The 15,974-nt window shown below is 59.5% G+C and carries 14 protein-coding genes; 5 read left to right on the plus strand and 9 right to left on the minus strand.

The window, feature by feature from the left end:
* Nucleotides 1–115: 115 nt before the first annotated feature.
* The 8 genes from HEP89_RS13435 to HEP89_RS13470 form a co-directional block, all read right to left on the minus strand.
* Complete coding sequence (locus tag HEP89_RS13435; protein ID WP_023003162.1) at nucleotides 116–1,072, minus strand: sugar-binding transcriptional regulator; 957 nt, start codon at nucleotides 1,070–1,072, stop codon at nucleotides 116–118.
* 1 nt (nucleotide 1,073) lies between these two features.
* Nucleotides 1,074–1,754, minus strand: a complete 681-nt coding sequence (locus HEP89_RS13440) for an HAD family hydrolase (RefSeq protein WP_209014690.1) — start codon at nucleotides 1,752–1,754, stop codon at nucleotides 1,074–1,076.
* A 195-nt stretch (nucleotides 1,755–1,949) separates the two neighbouring features.
* Complete coding sequence (locus HEP89_RS13445) at nucleotides 1,950–2,618, minus strand: DUF1523 family protein (protein WP_023003164.1); 669 nt, start codon at nucleotides 2,616–2,618, stop codon at nucleotides 1,950–1,952.
* On the minus strand, nucleotides 2,615–3,982 hold the full coding sequence (locus tag HEP89_RS13450) for a DUF6638 family protein (protein WP_168692243.1): 1,368 nt from the start codon (nucleotides 3,980–3,982) through the stop codon (nucleotides 2,615–2,617). Before HEP89_RS13450 ends, HEP89_RS13445 begins: the two co-directional genes overlap by 4 nt.
* On the minus strand, nucleotides 3,979–5,928 hold the full coding sequence (locus HEP89_RS13455; RefSeq protein WP_168692244.1) for an ATP-binding protein: 1,950 nt from the start codon (nucleotides 5,926–5,928) through the stop codon (nucleotides 3,979–3,981). Before HEP89_RS13455 ends, HEP89_RS13450 begins: the two co-directional genes overlap by 4 nt.
* 9 nt (nucleotides 5,929–5,937) lie before the next feature.
* Nucleotides 5,938–7,071 carry a hypothetical protein gene (locus tag HEP89_RS13460; RefSeq protein WP_168692245.1) on the minus strand — a complete coding sequence of 378 codons (1,134 nt, stop codon included), beginning with the start codon at nucleotides 7,069–7,071 and terminating at the stop codon, nucleotides 5,938–5,940.
* 11 nt (nucleotides 7,072–7,082) lie between these two features.
* Complete coding sequence (locus HEP89_RS13465; RefSeq protein ID WP_055656172.1) at nucleotides 7,083–8,159, minus strand: hypothetical protein; 1,077 nt, start codon at nucleotides 8,157–8,159, stop codon at nucleotides 7,083–7,085.
* 136 nt (nucleotides 8,160–8,295) lie between these two features.
* Nucleotides 8,296–9,009 (minus strand): class I SAM-dependent methyltransferase, encoded by a 714-nt coding sequence (locus tag HEP89_RS13470; RefSeq protein WP_168692246.1) that lies wholly within the window; start codon nucleotides 9,007–9,009, stop codon nucleotides 8,296–8,298.
* A gap of 229 nt (nucleotides 9,010–9,238) precedes the next feature.
* Here HEP89_RS13470 and HEP89_RS13475 point away from each other — a divergent pair, with 229 nt between their 5' ends.
* The 5 genes from HEP89_RS13475 to HEP89_RS13495 are packed head-to-tail and all read left to right on the plus strand — an operon-like array spanning nucleotide 9,239 to nucleotide 13,940.
* Nucleotides 9,239–9,751, plus strand: coding sequence for an acyltransferase (locus HEP89_RS13475; RefSeq protein ID WP_062487369.1), 513 nt, complete (start codon nucleotides 9,239–9,241; stop codon nucleotides 9,749–9,751).
* Complete coding sequence (locus HEP89_RS13480) at nucleotides 9,748–10,590, plus strand: 3-keto-5-aminohexanoate cleavage protein (protein ID WP_062487371.1); 843 nt, start codon at nucleotides 9,748–9,750, stop codon at nucleotides 10,588–10,590. The genes HEP89_RS13475 and HEP89_RS13480 overlap by 4 nt, the downstream gene beginning before the upstream one ends.
* A complete protein-coding gene (locus HEP89_RS13485) occupies nucleotides 10,580–11,911 on the plus strand; it encodes a glycosyltransferase (protein ID WP_168692247.1) in 1,332 nt (443 codons plus the stop codon). The genes HEP89_RS13480 and HEP89_RS13485 overlap by 11 nt, the downstream gene beginning before the upstream one ends.
* The gene (locus HEP89_RS13490) at nucleotides 11,908–12,825 is read left to right on the plus strand and encodes a Gfo/Idh/MocA family oxidoreductase (RefSeq protein WP_168692248.1); all 918 of its coding nucleotides are present in this window, start codon (nucleotides 11,908–11,910) and stop codon (nucleotides 12,823–12,825) included. The genes HEP89_RS13485 and HEP89_RS13490 overlap by 4 nt, the downstream gene beginning before the upstream one ends.
* Nucleotides 12,822–13,940, plus strand: coding sequence for a DegT/DnrJ/EryC1/StrS family aminotransferase (locus tag HEP89_RS13495; protein ID WP_197923216.1), 1,119 nt, complete (start codon nucleotides 12,822–12,824; stop codon nucleotides 13,938–13,940). Before HEP89_RS13490 ends, HEP89_RS13495 begins: the two co-directional genes overlap by 4 nt.
* Before the next feature lie 31 nt (nucleotides 13,941–13,971).
* Here the strand turns inward: HEP89_RS13495 and HEP89_RS13500 are convergent, their stop codons facing one another.
* Complete coding sequence (locus tag HEP89_RS13500) at nucleotides 13,972–15,945, minus strand: tetratricopeptide repeat protein (protein WP_168692250.1); 1,974 nt, start codon at nucleotides 15,943–15,945, stop codon at nucleotides 13,972–13,974.
* Nucleotides 15,946–15,974 lie beyond the last annotated feature (29 nt).

Raw genomic sequence — 15,974 nt, forward strand, 5'->3', positions numbered from 1 at the left:
TTCGCTCCAATTCGCACCCCGAGTCAAGATGTGAATCGCCTAAAACAAAAAAGGCTTCTCGCTGCACTGCGAAAAGCCTTTAAAATTCATATAGTTATTTATATTGGGAAATCGCTCAGAGCTTGAGCAATTGCTCAGCCGTCGTCTCGTTGGTGATCAGGCAATTGACAAATTTGCCGTTCAACGCTCCCAGCATGGCCGGCACCTTGCCGTCGCCCGCCGCAATTCCGTAAACCGGTTTCTCTCCGGCCGGCAGCAGGGGGGCACTGGCTACCAGGTCATTGGTAAGTCCTTCGACCAGCGCGCCTTTTCGGTCGTAGACCCAGCTCGTAATCTCGCCGATGGCACCGGCTTTCTCCAGTGCGCGCATTTCGTCGTGACTGACGAATCCGTCGACCGTCAGTGGCGCAGTCGGTCCCATGTTGCCGATACCCACGAAAGTAACGTCCGCCTGCCGGATGAGATCGAGGATATTGTGCACCGCTTCCTGGTTATGCAGCAATTGCAGTTCCTCGCGGGAGCGGGCGAAGACGGGCAGAGGCATCGGGTAGTGCCGGGCATTGATGCGGTCGGCAAGCCGGATGATGACGTTGTAGGCCGAGGCCGAGCCGTCCGACATCATGTTGCCCAGAAGCGAGACGATGCGGTGCTGCGGACAGTCCATCATCGGCAACTGATCCACCGAGGCGCGCAAGGTGCGGCCCGTGCCGTAGGCGATGATCTTGGGTTTCTGGGAGCGGAAATGACGTTCCATCTCGGTGGCGGCCGCCTGGGCAATGCCGACCGTGGAGGACGGGGCGTCCGGGTCGCTGGGAACCACTTCGCAGCTCTGCAGTCCGAAGCGTTCCGTCAGGCGGGTGCTCAGTTCCATGCAGTTGGCGATCGGGTGGTCGAGCCGCACCTTGATCAGCCGTTCACTGACAGCAAGCGAAACCAGCCGCTGTGCCGATTGGCGGGATACACCGAGCTTGCGGGCGATCTCGTCCTGGGTGTTGCCGGCAACATAGTATAACCAGCCGGCGCGGGCGGCGTCATCGAGACGGGATGCCTCGGCAGGAATTTTCTGTTTCATCTTAGTTGCCGTTGTTCTTCAGATCCGGCCTAAGCTGAAAGAATTCGCCGAAAGATGCAAACAGTTGCACGGCCCCTGCAGTGGCAGTGGCCGAATTCAGAAGGCCGGCAAGGTGCGAACCGCCAATGAAACGGTAGACTTCCATACCGGCGGCAAGCCCTGCCTTGATGCCGTTTTCGCTGTCCTCGATCACCAGGCAGCGCTCCGGTGCGATGCCATGTTTTTCTGCCGCAAGGAGGAACAGGTCCGGCGCGGGTTTGCCGTGAGCGACTTCGGAAGCCGTGGTGGTCCGGCCGGCAAAGAGATCCGTCAGCCCGGTTATCTCCAGCGATCTGGCGAGCCGCGGCGGGCTGGAACTGGTCGCAAGGCAATAGTCCACGCCAAGGTTCTCGATCACCTCCCGCACGCCGTCGATCGGTCTGAGCTCCGCTTCAAAGGCGCTGAGAAGGCTTGCCCGGTAGGCGGTTTCGAATTCCGGCGGCAGGTCGACACCGAATTCCTTGCGGATCTGCTGCAGGACAACCGGATAGCTTCGACCCAGGAAATGGTGAGCGACGTAGTCCATGGTGATGTGGACGTTCCGCGTCGCGAGTTCAGCCACCAGCATGCGCGCGCTGATGACTTCGCTGTCGATGAGAACACCGTCGCAGTCGAAGATGACTAGGTCGATTGGCTGATTCAAACTCGGGGTTCCTGCCGATTGGAAAGTTAAAACGAACGACCTCATCCTGAGGAGGCGCGCAAGCGCTGCCTCGAAGGATGGGCCGCTTGCTCAGGAGTATGAAGCCCGTCCGTTGAGACGGACCTGGCGGTCCTCCTCAGGATGAGGGCGGTGCAGAGAGCACGGCCGACAGAGAGGCACGCCGTTCCGGTCCCGTCAACCGAACCAGCGTTTAAGCCATCGGCGGAAGCCGCTCGTGGCTTCGCTCGCGCGACGATGGGCGCTGGCGCGGGCCTGCTCGGCGCTATCGCCGACATCGTCCATGAAGTCGTCGATACCGTCGACCACCGGGTCGATCCGGCGTTTCTTGAAGGCGTTGACGGTCTTGATGATCAGATAGGCGAGAGCGACAAGCACCACGACGAACAGGATATTGAACCAGGGGATCAGGAAGACATCCGGCCCGGAGACAACCTCGATGCTGATGGCATTGGGAAAGATCGTGAACAGCTCCACACGCCAGCCATAGTGGGTGACGGCGATCCAGACATCATCGCTTTTCTTGGCCAGATCCTGCGCCTGGGCGGTGATGTTGCTGCTGTCGAACTTGAAATAGGGCGGCCAGCCCCAGTCGGTGTCTTCGTTGCGGTAGACCCTTGGCTTGCCGTTCGGCCAGACCGTGTTGATGAAGCGGACGTCCCTTGTCCAGTTCTTGTTGGTACCTGCATCGGGGGCGGCCCAGAAGAGCGACGAAGCGCCGATGTCCATGCGTTTGACGTCGGTGCCGACGATGCGAACCACATCACGTCCCGGCAGCGTGTAGTGGAGGAAGGCGACAAGGATCAGCAGGAGCGGAATGCCGATTATCCATTTGATCCACTTCATTGTGCGCCGTCCTCGCCGTCTTGTTCCCCGGGGATCGCACCCCACGGCCCCATGTTCCTGCCGAAGCCGTAGTCGGCCTGGTCTTCTTCCGCCATGGCGGCCTCCGGTCCGAACAGCTCCAGCCGCGTGCCGACCTTGTCGACCATATATTCTTCCGCAAGGAACTGGACCGCGTAGTTCTTCTTGGCTTCGCTCCAGCTTCGGTAATGACCGTAGAATGCGTCCTTGTGACAAATGAAAAGCTGGCGGAAGTCAAGCGGTGTCAATTCGGCCAGCAGCATGTTGACCAGGTTCTTGTCGCGGTGATTGCGCGAGCGAAGCAGGTAGAAATAGGCTGCGTTTTCCGGTTCGACCCACAGCTTGTCGTCTTTCAGCTCCAGCCTGTGCACGATGTCGTTGAGGGCGTGATATTCCGCGGGGAGCTGCTGGTGATACTTGCGTCTCAAAGCGCGCAGGTCACGCCGCGAGACGTCCGACAGATCCTCGCCCTGGCTGGCGGCCGTGTCGATGACGATGAAGTCCAGTTTCTGTTTCAAAAGGCTCTTGGCGACGCTGCCGCCTGCATCGAGGATAGGCTCCACCAACTGGTTTCGATTGAGGAAATCGGCCACCTCGTAGCGGTCTTCCAGGCTGAAGAGGTGCTTCACGGGCAGGTCGACGACAATGTCCATGCGCCTGGAGGCGATGCATGCGGTTTCCTTCACATCGCGAAAGATGTAGAGGCCGCCGAAATGGGAGGTATGGAAATTTCCTTGCTCATAGCTTTTCGAACTGATCGCCAAGGGGGTGCGGATGATATCGCCGGTGTGCTTGGAAAGCTCGATCATGTCCGCGATCAGCACATCGTCCCACCAGCCGTCGGGCTCGCTCATGAACGCTTCGATCTTGTCGGCCAGTTCGTCACCTGCTTCGGAATGCCCGCCGACGGTGTCGGCCTCCACTTCGATCGCCCTGATATAAAACAGGTCCTGCGGCGAGGTGATGGAATAGATCGAGTTGACCAGTTCACCGACGACGCAATCGCGGATCGACAGCGCAAAGAGCTGTTCCTCATTGTCCTCGATGAAGCGTTTCAGGATCGAACGTGACGTGGAGAACCGAGCATTCAGCAGCGGTGCGGTCTTCTGTTCGATCGACAGCAGAATGAACTGCCGGTTGCAGCCGTGCGGATTGAGGTAGTGGATGTCGTCCAGTTCATCGCCGATCTCCGGCGAAAATCCGGAGATATCGACGTGAAAGGCCTCGAGCGCCGTTCGCTTGCCGGTCAGGTGTTCCAGCGCGCGGTTGTAGCGGGCCACCATGGACGGTGCGGAAACCTCGTAGAGGTTGCCGAACATCAAGCCATGTTTGACGAGCCTCATCATGTGCGCGTGATTTCCATGTAGCGGCGCTTGGCTTCTTCCATGCGCTGCATCTCGCGCACGGCATTCTCGATGGCAACCTCGTCCGACTTGTCCGCATAGCGGAATTCGCTGTCCGCGTAGCGGTTGATTTCCTGGATGACCATGTCGACGGTGATCGGCTGCGCCAGGTCGGCGATCATCGCCTTCTTGGTCTCGTAGTCCTTGAACAGGAACAGTTCCGGATCCTCCATCCAGGCATCCGGCAATTCGAAGTCCATCGCCCGCACTTTCACGGCATCGGTGATGTTCTTGATCGCCCGGCCGGTGAAACGTTCGTCCGCTTGCTGGATGGCCTTCAGGTAGGTCCCGAGCTTGGCGATCGTGTCCAGGTCACCGATTTCAGCCCGCACGTTGTCGAACACCTTTGTCAGCGCATCTTCCTGTGGCCGGGAGTGACGCTCGTAGGACGCCGCAACAGCCTTCTTCAGGGCCTGGGCCTCGAAAAGATCATGGTCGCCGACTGGGATCGAGTGGTTCTTGCCCATCAGCAGATGCAGGATGTCGATGTAGTCCTCGCGGCTTTGCGGGCCGTCGACCAGGAAGCGGGCGCCGGCGCGCTGACGCAGGGCGTCATCGACGTTCTCCGGATAGTTGGAGAACATGCCGAACGTGCAGTTGCCGCGCACCACCGTGTTGGCACCGGCAAAGCTCTCCATCAGGACCGCTGTAATTTCCAGCTGGCCGGCGGAGGATTGGCGATCGCCGCGCTTGCCGGCAAGCTGGTCTATGTCGTCGATGGTGCCGAAACCGATCACATTCGGGTCGGTGACATTGCGGATGAAGGCCTTGGCATTCTGGGCAGACTTGCCCTGGTAGCTGTCGATGCTCTCCGTGGACAGGTTCTGATAGCGGAACGGATAGCCGGCGACCTGACAATAGTCGTTGACCATGCCGGCCATCATCTGGATCAGGGTTGTCTTGCCGGTGCCCGGTTTGCCGTCGCCCATGAAGGTGAAGATGAAGCCGCCGAGTTCCGCGAACGGGTTGAGCTTGCGGTCGAAATCGTAGGCCATCAGCATCTTGGCAAGCTTCATCGCCTGGTATTTGGCGATGTGGTTGCCGACGACTTCTTCCGGCTTCTTGAACGCCATGGCGAGGGTGGTCGAGTGCGCGCGTGCGGAAGGCGTGAAGCCGGTGATCTCGAAATTGTCCGCTTCCACGCGGTAACGGCTTTCCGAGAACGCCTGCAGCACGCTGACGCCTTCCGCGCGCAGTGTCACCTTTTCCATCAGCTGTTCGCAGAAGGACGTCACCAGGCCGATCAACTGGGCATCGGTTTCAATCGCGGCGGCGGCAATTTCCTGGTCCAGCTCCCAGAGAACACCATGAAGGGCGAGCTGGTCGTTGTCGAAAAGGATTTCTTCGACGTCGCCGCACTGGACTTCGGTTTCACCGGTTTCGGCTGAGAGCCCCGACAGGAGGAAGTCCGTCATGTTGGCAAAGACGTGCAGCGCAATCATGGCCGTTGCCGACAGAAGTTCCTGGAACCGCATTTTCTGCGAGGCGTCCAGCGTTCCGGCAAGGTTGGCGCGCTTTAGCTCGGCAAGGCCGGTCTGGTCGGCAAACTGGTCGGACGTTACCTGGGCGACAGCCAGCGCTCGGCGCAGGGACCGCAGAACGCTCGCCTGAAGCGGGGTGGTCAGAGCATCGTCGTCGCATTCCAGAATGCGGTTTGAAAGCTGCACACCTTCGGGACGGGCCGTGGAACGGGTGACGAGGCCGGGCGTCGTGGAGCGGAACCGCCGGCGGGCACCAAGGCCGGGCGAACGGTCCTGTGCAACGGGCGCATCCGACTTCTTGGCGATCCGCGGGGTGTGGTCGAAGCCCTGGAGCATTGCTTCCACAAAGGCGTATTTCTCGCGGATCTTGTCTTCTTTCAGTTCCATGAGGTCGTTGGAAAGGGTCACGCGAAAAACCTATTTGTAACTGAGGATCTTGCCCGAAGGGCTGACGACATACTTGCGGATATTGGCGAAGCCCGGCGGGTTTCGCTCTTCCAGAATTTGGTAAGGCCGCTGCGGCAGGATCAGCGACCGCTGCTGGTGCGTATGGCCTGCGACTTCCTGTGACGCCGGATTGTGTGCCGACAGCGGATCGAGTTGGTAGATCTGCCGCTCGACAGACGAAAAGAAGCCTGCGGATTCGAACTCGGAGCCGGAGGCGACCAGGGTTTCGGTTGTCCAGGCCAGGGCCCAGTCTTCTCCAGGACGACCGGTGGCTTCGGCAAGGACGTCGCGTAGCGGACCGGACTGTTGGGTAAAGGTGTGGCTGTACATCGGCCCCAGAAAGAACCGGCGCAGGCGCTTGGGATGCAGGTCATCGAAGTCGCGGTCAAAGCCGCGGGCGATTGTCACCAGCTTCAGGGACGCGGAGGATTGCGCGGTCAGATGGCTCTGGACGCGCGGCCAACGGCGCTCGTCCTTGGCCAGAGGCCACTTGCCGCTGTCTTCCAGGTCGAGAATGTAGATCAGCGGAATGTTCTGCTGACTGTCATAGACGGCCCAATGCACCCTGTAGAGGCGGCGGTTGTCGACGACGTTGCCCATCCAGGCCAGACGTGGATCGTTCCGTGCCCAGAACAGGTCGCCCTTGGCGAGCTCTTCGTAATACTGCCGCTGCGAGGCGGCAAATTGCAGGTTGGTCGGCGAGGACTGTTCACGCAGGATATGGTTGACCATCTCCAGCTTGAGTTCGCGCATTGCCGGCAGCGAGCGCAAATGCTTGTCCGCCTGCATGGCGTCATTCGCCATCTGCAGCAGCTCCTGATAGATCGGGAAGCCGCTGTCCTGCCGGTCGATGTTCAGGAGCGAAGGCAGCATGTCCGAGACGCGGCCCGCCAGAAGGTATTTGTAGGAAAGCGCCGTGAAGGTGCCTGACAGCGCTTCCAGGTATTCCTTCAGAATCGGAATTTCCGTCGGAAGCGCCGTGTTCTCGTTGATGACGCTTTCCGCGACGCCCTGCAAATGCGAGATGATCCGCTCGAACTTGGCGAAGTAGCGCCGTGTTTCATGCGCTTCTTCCAGGGTTCTGTGGTCCAGGGTCAGATCCACGGTTCAGACCCTCAGGCCCCGTACGTGTTCTTGTCGTGCTTCTCGACGATCTGCTGGAACCGGCGCGCGAAACGCTCGTCCGACTTGGCCTTTTCCTCCAGCACCTTGCGGGCGAACACCATGTGGTCCTCATGGGCTTCCATCATGTCGGCCATGCGCTGGTTGGTTGCCGAGCCGATGGCGGCCATCGCGGACTGGGCTTCCTTGTCGGTGGCCACGCCGATCTCGTTGATCTTGTGGGCGATATCCTGCTGCTGGGCCGTCTTGAGGGATTTCACAAGCGCATCGTAGAGCACGACGCGCTGCTTTGTGTCCGTCTGCAGCTTGTTGATCAGCACCATCTGGGTAGCCGCCTGGTTCTGAAGGCTGTCGACCCAGGTCTTGCCCTTTTCGATGTAGCGTTCCAGCGTCTGGCTCTCGGCCAGCTTGACCTGCTCTTCCTGGGCCAGGCGGTTGTATTCGGCGTTCATCTCCGCCAGCTGGCTCTCCAGCTTGGTGCGCTCGGAGGCATCGGTTTCCACGGAAATCTTGTTTTCCAGAGCAATCACATCCGGATCCATGGCCACAAGCTTGGCCTTGATTTCTTCCAGCGTGCCGACAGTCTGTTCTCGCTGGCTCAGCGTGTCGCTGAGGTTGGTTTCCACGCGCTTGGAATGTTCGTTCAGCGTGTTGAGCTGTTCCTGCAGCAGCTGTCCGATGACATTGGACTTGGTGATCAGGTCCTGAAGCTTGTCGTCGATGCTGGCGGAGCGCATGCGTTCCTGGCGGATGCTGTCGGAGCGCTGCTTGGAAAAGATGCCGATGAAGCTTTCCCATCCGGTCTTCGTGCGCATGGCATCGAAGTCCTTGGAAAAGGTCGCGGTGACATCGTCAAGACCCATGATCAGCTCGGCGATGTTGGCGCCCATGAGCTCGGTGTGCTTGTGAACATCGTCCAGGGACGCGTTCTCGATGTCGATTGAAATATCCTGCCCGGTGTCCAGCTTGGACTTCGCTGTTTCGATCTTCGAGGTCAGCTCGTCGATCTTCTGCCTCGCGGCGGCAACTTCCTTTTTCGACTTTTCAATCTGAGCGCTGAAATCCGCCATGGGCCCCTTCCGGATAAAATTTTTTCAAAGTGATTCTTATTTAGCAAGTCTTCTTGGAAATACAATTACAACGCGCTTGCCGAAACGTCATGGTTCCACATGCTTGCGGTGTGTTCCTGGGACGGCATGAAGCGGCTCAGTCTTGAAGACGGCCGGGAAAGCCGATGCTGGATGCCCGTTGTACCCGCAGCCAGAGTTGTCCGTCGAAGGCCTTCCTGTCGAGAAAATCCACACGAAGTCCAAGACTGGTGCACTCGGTGTCGATCCAGGACTTGCTGTGGCGAACGATCCCCGGTTCATCGGAAACATGGCTTGTGCCGACCCATGCTGTGCCGTTGTAGTCCTCTTCCGGGGACTTCGCAGGGAGGTAGGAAACGAGGAAAACCTCATTCTCGTTCGAGTTCTGGAGAAAACCCTCCAGCATCGTGCGGATATGAGACTTGCTGCAATGGGTCCAGATGGATCCCGCCAGAACCATGTCGAACTTTTTACCGAACACGGACAGGTCGAATTCGGCATTGTGGTCGAAACGCGGCTGTCTTTGTCGAAGGACCTGATCATCAAACAACAGATCAAGTCCCCAACGCACCCTGTCGCGGTGCGGTTCGATACCACAGTAGTTTCGCTCTCCAAGAAAGGGAATCAGCCAGTAGGCGGTCCGCAGACAACCGCAGCCGATTTCCAGCAGGCTCGTTTCCGGCGACAAGCCTTCGCGCAGGAGCTCTGCGAACTGACGTCTGCCACCTTCATCGAAGGTCTGGGTCGGCACGCCAAGAAATCCGTGGTCGAGCGCCATCTTCTCGCCAAGGCGCTGGACGTTTGTCTTTTCCTGATCCGATGCTGTCTTCATTGCCCTGTCTGTCTGCCCGCAACACGTTCCGTGTGAAGGTGTCAGGTCTCGCGGTTCGTGGTGGTTGTCCTGTCGTAACAGGACGGGAACGGGCATGTGGACTACCGCGAAACAGCACCTGCGGCAAAGGCGTATTTGAAAGCCTTTGACCTTTCACGCCGTCAACGGCTATGCCATTGTTCCGCAGACCTGATCTTCAAAAACAACAACAACAGCCCCGTCAAATCACATGAGCCAATCCGAAACGCCAGAAGAACGTTTTCCCGACGTGCATTTTTACAATGCCTCACTCACGGAGGTGCAGGAAAACGTCACAATAGGACCCGGTACACGTGTCGGTTCCATGACGATAATTCACAAGAATGCAAGCATTGGTTCTGGAACTACTATCGGGTCGCATTGCAATATTTGCGAATGTGTCATTGGCGATAACGTTTCCATTCAGACCGGCTGCCATATTACACGTGGGGTTACTGTTGAAGATGACGTCTTCATCGGCCCGCAAGTCGTTACGCTCAACGACAAGCTGAAAGGCGGACCGATGGTCTATCCTTATATCGAGCGCGGAGCGAAGATCGGTGGTGGCAGCCGCATTCTTCCGGGTGTTCGTGTCGGAGCAAATGCAGTTGTCGGTGCCGGCAGTGTTGTGACCAGAGACGTTCCTCCGGGTGCCCTCGTGGTTGGTAATCCGGCTCGTGTCAGATCTGACGGACAGGACAGGCAAGCTCAGAAATCCCCATGAAGGACCTGATCCTGAACCTTGCACCCACGGGAATGGTGCCGACCCGTGCCATGTCGTCGGCCGTGCCGCTGTCGCCGGACGAGATCATCGCCGACTGCCGCCTGTGTGCGGACCTTGGCGCGACGATCCTGCACGTTCATGCAAGAGACGAGGATGGCCGGCCAACATTCCGGAAAGACATATACGGGCGGATCATTGCAGGTATCCGGGAAACGCACCCGGATGTGATCATCTGCGTGTCCCTCAGCGGTCGGAACTTCCCGGAGTTCGAACAACGTTCAGACCCCTTGCTGTTGACTGGGGACCTCAGGCCTGACATGGCCAGCCTCACGCTGTCCTCGCTGAATTTTGCCCGCACCGAAAGTATCAATGCACCGGACATGGTTGTCCGCCTTGCAAAGACCATGGAAGACCGCGGCATTCGTCCCGAGCTGGAGGTCTTCGATGCGGGCATGGTGAACTACGCCAGGTATCTTGCAGACCGCGGGATATTGAAGCCTCCCTTCTATTTCAACGTGCTGCTCGGGAATCTCAGCAGTGCACAGGTAACGCCCTTGCATCTGGCGGCGATCACGCAGGATCTGCCTCCAGAATCCGTCTGGTGTGCAGGCGGGATCGGCGAAAGCCAGCTTGCCGCCAACACGCTGGGGCTCTTGTTCGGAAACGGTGTGCGAACCGGTCTGGAGGATTTTCTGTGGCTTGACGCGGACAGAACGCAACCGGCTACAAACGAGAAACTGGTTAGCCGGGTAAGCGAACTCTGCACGCTCCTTGGCAAGCGGTTTGCCTCTGCCTCGCAGGTTCGCGAAGCGCTCGGGATGACGCCTCATGCAGGCTGACCGTCGTCCGCTCCGGATCCTGATGACCAACAACACGCTGGATCAACCAGCCGGGTCGGAGCTCTATCTCAGGGATCTGGCGCTGTCCCTCATGCGGCGCGGACACTTCCCGGTCGCCTACAGCCAGAGCCTTGGCCCGGTTGCCGACCGTCTCCGAGCGGCGACCATTCCTGTCGTTGACGACCTGCGGGACCTGTCCGCGGTGCCCGATGTGATCCACGGCCAGCATCATCTGGAAACGATGACGGCCGCGCTTCATTTTCCGCAGGTGCCGGTCACCTATACCTGTCACGGCTGGATTCCCTGGCAGGAATGGCCACCGGTCTTCCCGAACGTCCTGCACTATGTCGCGGTTGATGACCTGTGCCGGGAACGTCTTCTCACCAGTGCGGGCGTACCGGCTGACCAGATCTCGGTCCTGCATAATTTTGTCGATCTCGACCGCTTCAGAAAGGTGCGGGACCTTCCGGACAAGCCGAAGTCCGCGCTTGTCTTCAGCAATTCTGCGGCTCAGGTCCCGAAGGCGATACGTGACGCCTGCACCCGCATGGGCATCGAGCGCGTCGATATCGTTGGACAGAACTCCGGCCGCTCCGCCGCACATCCGGAGACCATCCTGGCGGACTATGACGTTGTCTTTGCAAAGGCGCGCGCTGCAATCGAGGCAATGGCATCCGGATGTGCCGTTGTCGTCATGGATTACGGTCAACTTGGCGGGCTTGTCAGTTCCTCCAATCTGCAAAGCATGCGCGGATTGAATTTCGGCATCCGAACCTTGCAGAACCAGCTTTTGCATCAGGACAAGATCGAGCGTGAACTGGAGCGTTACGACGCATCGGATGCGCGCGCGGTGACACAGTGGATCAGGGCGAACGCCGGCCTGGAAGCAGCCGTGGATCGATGGCTGGAAATCTACTACAGGACCATCGAACGCTGGAGTGACGTTGCCGGGACGCTGCACGATGGCGAGAGACTGACCTCCGCATCGCGCTATGTCAGTCAGCTTGCACCGCGGGTGAAGGCAAAGGAACAGGCGGAACATTGCAAAAACCTCGCCGATGCAGACCTCAGGGCGGCGAAAGCTCAGTTGGAGCGGGATACGGCAGTAGCTGCCAACAATGATGCGCGACACAAGGCGAGGATCGCTGAACTGGAAAGAGAAGTGCAGGGCCTGAGGAGGGAATTGCAGGGTCGGAAGAGGGAACTGGAAAGACACAGATTTCCAGGATTTGCTGTCCGGATGGCCTGGCAGGGGTTCGAGAAGCAGGTTCTCAAACGGTGCCGCCGGCAGATAGCGTCCTTCAGGAAGCCGAAATCGTGACCCTGCATCTTGCCGAAATTGTCTCCGAGGAACCATTGCGCGTGCTGCTGGTTGGCCTTGGCAAGATGGGCCAGCTTCATATGGAATGCCTGTCCAAAATGCCCGGCGTTTCTATTGTCGGTATCGTCGATGAAGACGAGGGCAAAGAGATTGCTGCAAACGGGATCCCGTTCGCGCGATCGATCGATGGTCTCGCCAACGACTTTGCAGCTGCCGTTATTGCGGTTCCTGTCGAAAGGCATGCCGAGGCTGCCGTTCCGTTGCTCGCACGCGGCATCGATTGCCTTGTGGAAAAACCTTTGTCGCTGTGCCCGGGAGAGATAGAAACGATGATTGCCGCGGCCCGCACCGGCGGCGCCAGGCTATCGGTCGCGCAGGTCGAACGTTTCAACCCGGCCATCGAAAGCACGATGGCCGCCTTGCGCAAGCGCTCAGGCAAGGTGCGTGTGCAACGGCTGTCCCGGATGCAAAGCGTTGCCGGCGGCCCGGACGTGATCGCCGACCTGATGGTGCATGATCTGGACTGGATCGTGAAACTCGAGGGAACAAGTGACTGCGAGATAACGGTGCTGGAGAGCCGCAGGACGGCAGGCTGCCTGGATTATGTCTGCTGCTGTCTCGGTTTTGGCGACAGATCCTATGAACTGGCTGCGGTCCATGGAGCCCGCGAGCGGAAGCGCAGCCTTGACGTCAGGCTGGACAGAGATGAAACGCGCTGTTTCGACCTTCTTGCGTTGTCGCCAGACGGGCGGCCGGACCCACTGACGCGGCAGGCTGAAGTTTTTGTCATGAGCAGAGCAGGTGACGCGGCTGAGCTGGCGACAGCTGAAGAGGCGCTCGCTGTACTTCGACTGTCGGACGCAATCAGACGATGCGCATTCGAGACCTCCAAGCTACCGGAAGGTGCGGCGTGAAGGTGATTGTTCCATTCGCCGATGTGGTTGCCGAATGGCAACCTGTCCGGGCCAAGGCTCTGGAAGGTATCGACAGGGTGTTCTCACATGGGCGTTTTGTCGGCGGTCCGGAAATTGCCGAGCTGGAACAAAAACTTGCCGGAATAACTGGTGCAAGATTTGCAGTCGCCTGTGCTTCGGGAACGACGGCCCTGCAAATGGCCATGATGGCTCTCGGCATAGGGCCGGGTGATGAAGTCATTGTTCCGGACTTTACCTTCATCGCGCCAGCGGAAAGCGCTCTTGTGCTCGGTGCCGAGCCGGTTCTGGTGGACGTCCTGCACCCGTCCGGCCTGCTTGACACGGATGCGCTGGAAACAGCGATTTCCAGCCGCACCAAGGCCATCGTCGCGGTCTCGCTTTTTGGACTGCCTGCCAACTTCGAAGCCATCAATTCGATTGCCGCAAGGCACGGAATTCCAGTGATCGAAGACGCTGCCCAGAGCCTGGGGGCGGGGTTGGAAGACAGGCGGAGTGGCAATCTGGCGGGGCTCGGATGCACCAGTTTTTTTCCGACGAAGGTGCTCGGCGGGGCAGGGGACGGCGGAGCGGTCTTCACCAATGATGAAGTGATGGCCGGCGCGCTTCGCGAGATCCGCGACCATGGACAAGGCGGCAAGTACCATCACCTGCGGCTGGGGATGAACGGCAGGATGAGTTCGATCGCCGCAGCTGCCCTGCTGGCGCGGCTCGACCGTTTCAGCAAGGCGTTGGATCGTCGCCGCAGTATCGGTGAGCTATACGACAGGCTCCTCGAACCACTCCGGGACACCGGAAAGTTGGATTTTGTCAGCAGTCCGGACATGGCAGGCAGTGCCCGTTCGCAATATGCCGTCGTTCTGGAGGATCGCGAAGCGCTTGCCAGAGGTTTGCGCGAGGCAGGCATAGAAACGGCAGTTCATTATCCCGCTCCGCTGCACGATCAGCCGGTTCTGCTGCATTGCCGCCGGTCTGGTCGCCTCGAAACTGCGTCCATGCTGGCAAAAAGGATCCTGTGTCTGCCCATACATCCGGGCCTGACGGATGAACAGGTGAACCTCACCGTGGAACGACTTGGCGCGCTCGTCCAAGCCTGAACACCCAACTCGTTCCGGAGGCTGATGTTGGTCAGGCCCCGGTAAAGTCCAGAAACCGGCGGCTGAACAATGGCCTTGCCTCGTGACGTGCGATGAGAAGATCGCGCCAGGCGGCGGGATAATCGTCCACGGCCAGCATGTCTGTCGTTTCATGGTCGATACCGGTGGCAACTTCGAGCAAGGCGTCCAGATCGCTGAGATCGGGTTTTGGCAGCGTATTGCTGCGGCACGCCTGCCACATTTCAGCATAAAGACCTTCCAGTTTCGAAACCAGAAGCGGCGTGTCGAAGAGGAGGCAGTCGTCCCGGCTCTCGGTCAGGCGTTGACGAAGATCCCGCAGCGCTTGGCGGTCCTTGCCGAGGTCTGCTGCGCGTTTCACGTAATCCTCCGGCGTCGGACAGACGAGCTCCTGAAGACCAGCGGCGGTGACCAGGCTCGCACAGACCCGTGCGGCGAAACATTTTCCGGCAATCGTGAGGACCGGCACGCCCATCCAGAGGGCATCTGAGGCGGTGGTATGGGCGCCATAGGGGGTGGTGTCGAGGAAGAGGTCGGCAAGCGGATAACGTGCCAGATGGTCGGGGTTGGTCATCTTCCCGGCAAAAACCAGCCTGTCCGGAGCAATGCCTGCCGCTTCGGTACAAGCCTTGAGACGCTGGTCGGTTTCCGTTCCGCCGGTCAGCAGCCAGAGAACGCTTCCCGGTACCTGCTTCAGGATAGCGAACCAGCGGTCGAGGCAGAACCGCGTGATCTTGTGGCTGCCGTTGAAGCAGCAGAACACCGTGCCGTCTTCCGGCAGTCCGAAATCGGAGCGGTGCCAGATGCGCTCGGAAACGACGCGCTTGCGGTTGTTCGGCTGGTAGCAGGGCAGGCGCAGAACCTCTTCGGAATAATAGATCTCGTGGTCCTGTGGAATGATGATGTCGTCGGCGACGATATAGTGATGGAACGGACTGGCCGTCGTGCCCGGAAAGCCGAGCCAGTTGATGATGACCGGAGCCGGACGCAGTGCGACCAGCCGCGTACGGCCTTCCCGGGTATAGCCGTTTACGTCGATCAGGATCTGGATACCGTCTTCGGCGATCAACCGCGCGGCAGCTTCGTCGTCTATGCCGGAAATGGTGCGCCAGTTGTCGGTGGTTTCCCGGAAATTCCGGCTGAGCGGATCATCCGCCGCCGGGCCGCAATCATAGGCGAAGACCTCGACCTTGGACCGCTCATGCAGGCCGAACACTTCCGCCATCAGGTGGCCGACGGCATGTTCGCGAAGATCGGACGACAGGTAACCGATCCGCAGCGGGCCGTCTTGCTCCATGGCTTTTGGCCATGCCTTCATGGGGGCGGAGGGCGTTCCAACGTCCTGGCGGCTGTAGTCGGCGCAAAGGCCCAGCTGAAACAGCGGGTCGTCGCTGAAGGCCGCGGCCGAAAGGGGTGACATGGCCCGCACCTGCTGTGAAGGCGTTACCCGTTCCAGCGGCTGCACCACCGGCCACTCGCACTGGCGCTGCCGAAGGGCAATGAAATGCTGCGCGACTTCCCGTTGGTGCGGGTCGAGTTCCAGGCTCTGGCGCAGCATGCTTTCGGCTAGAACATCCTGGTTGGCGGCTTCCAGTGTGCGGGCAATCTGGTTGAGGGCCGTCAGTCGAACGGAGAGCGAAGCCGGCGTCACCGCAAGGGTCTGTTCCAGCACTGTGTTCCACTGCCCAACCGCCGCGCCGATATCCCCCTGCTGTTCCAGAACACGGCCGAGGTTGATATGGGCCGCATGAAAGCTCGGATTGAGGTTCAACGCGCGCTCCAGGGTCTCGCGCGCAGCCGTCAGCTTGCCGGTTTCGGAAAACAGCACAGACTGGTTGAAAAGCACTGCATACAGCAGTGGGTCATCCGGGTTCTGTGCCACCCAGGTGCCATAGAGAACTTCCGCGGCACCAAAGGAGCCGTTGCCTTTCAGGGCCTCGGCCGCGCCGATGAGTTCAACGATCGACAGGCTGGTTTCATTTGCCATTCGTGGCGGTCCTGGGTGTGTCTGGTGAG

Source organism: Labrenzia sp. 5N, from assembly GCF_012395805.1.
GTDB lineage: Bacteria > Pseudomonadota > Alphaproteobacteria > Rhizobiales > Stappiaceae > Roseibium > Roseibium algicola.

Coding starts and splice junctions, on each gene's coding strand:
- HEP89_RS13435 (WP_023003162.1), bottom strand. CDS start 1,072: ATGAAACAGAAAATTCCTGCCGAGGCATCCCGTCTCGATGACGCCGCC.
- HEP89_RS13445 (WP_023003164.1), bottom strand. CDS start 2,618: ATGAAGTGGATCAAATGGATAATCGGCATTCCGCTCCTGCTGATCCTT.
- HEP89_RS13450 (WP_168692243.1), bottom strand. CDS start 3,982: ATGATGAGGCTCGTCAAACATGGCTTGATGTTCGGCAACCTCTACGAG.
- HEP89_RS13465 (WP_055656172.1), bottom strand. CDS start 8,159: ATGGCGGATTTCAGCGCTCAGATTGAAAAGTCGAAAAAGGAAGTTGCC.
- HEP89_RS13470 (WP_168692246.1), bottom strand. CDS start 9,009: ATGAAGACAGCATCGGATCAGGAAAAGACAAACGTCCAGCGCCTTGGC.
- HEP89_RS13475 (WP_062487369.1), top strand. CDS start 9,239: ATGAGCCAATCCGAAACGCCAGAAGAACGTTTTCCCGACGTGCATTTT.
- HEP89_RS13480 (WP_062487371.1), top strand. CDS start 9,748: ATGAAGGACCTGATCCTGAACCTTGCACCCACGGGAATGGTGCCGACC.
- HEP89_RS13485 (WP_168692247.1), top strand. CDS start 10,580: ATGCAGGCTGACCGTCGTCCGCTCCGGATCCTGATGACCAACAACACG.
- HEP89_RS13500 (WP_168692250.1), bottom strand. CDS start 15,945: ATGGCAAATGAAACCAGCCTGTCGATCGTTGAACTCATCGGCGCGGCC.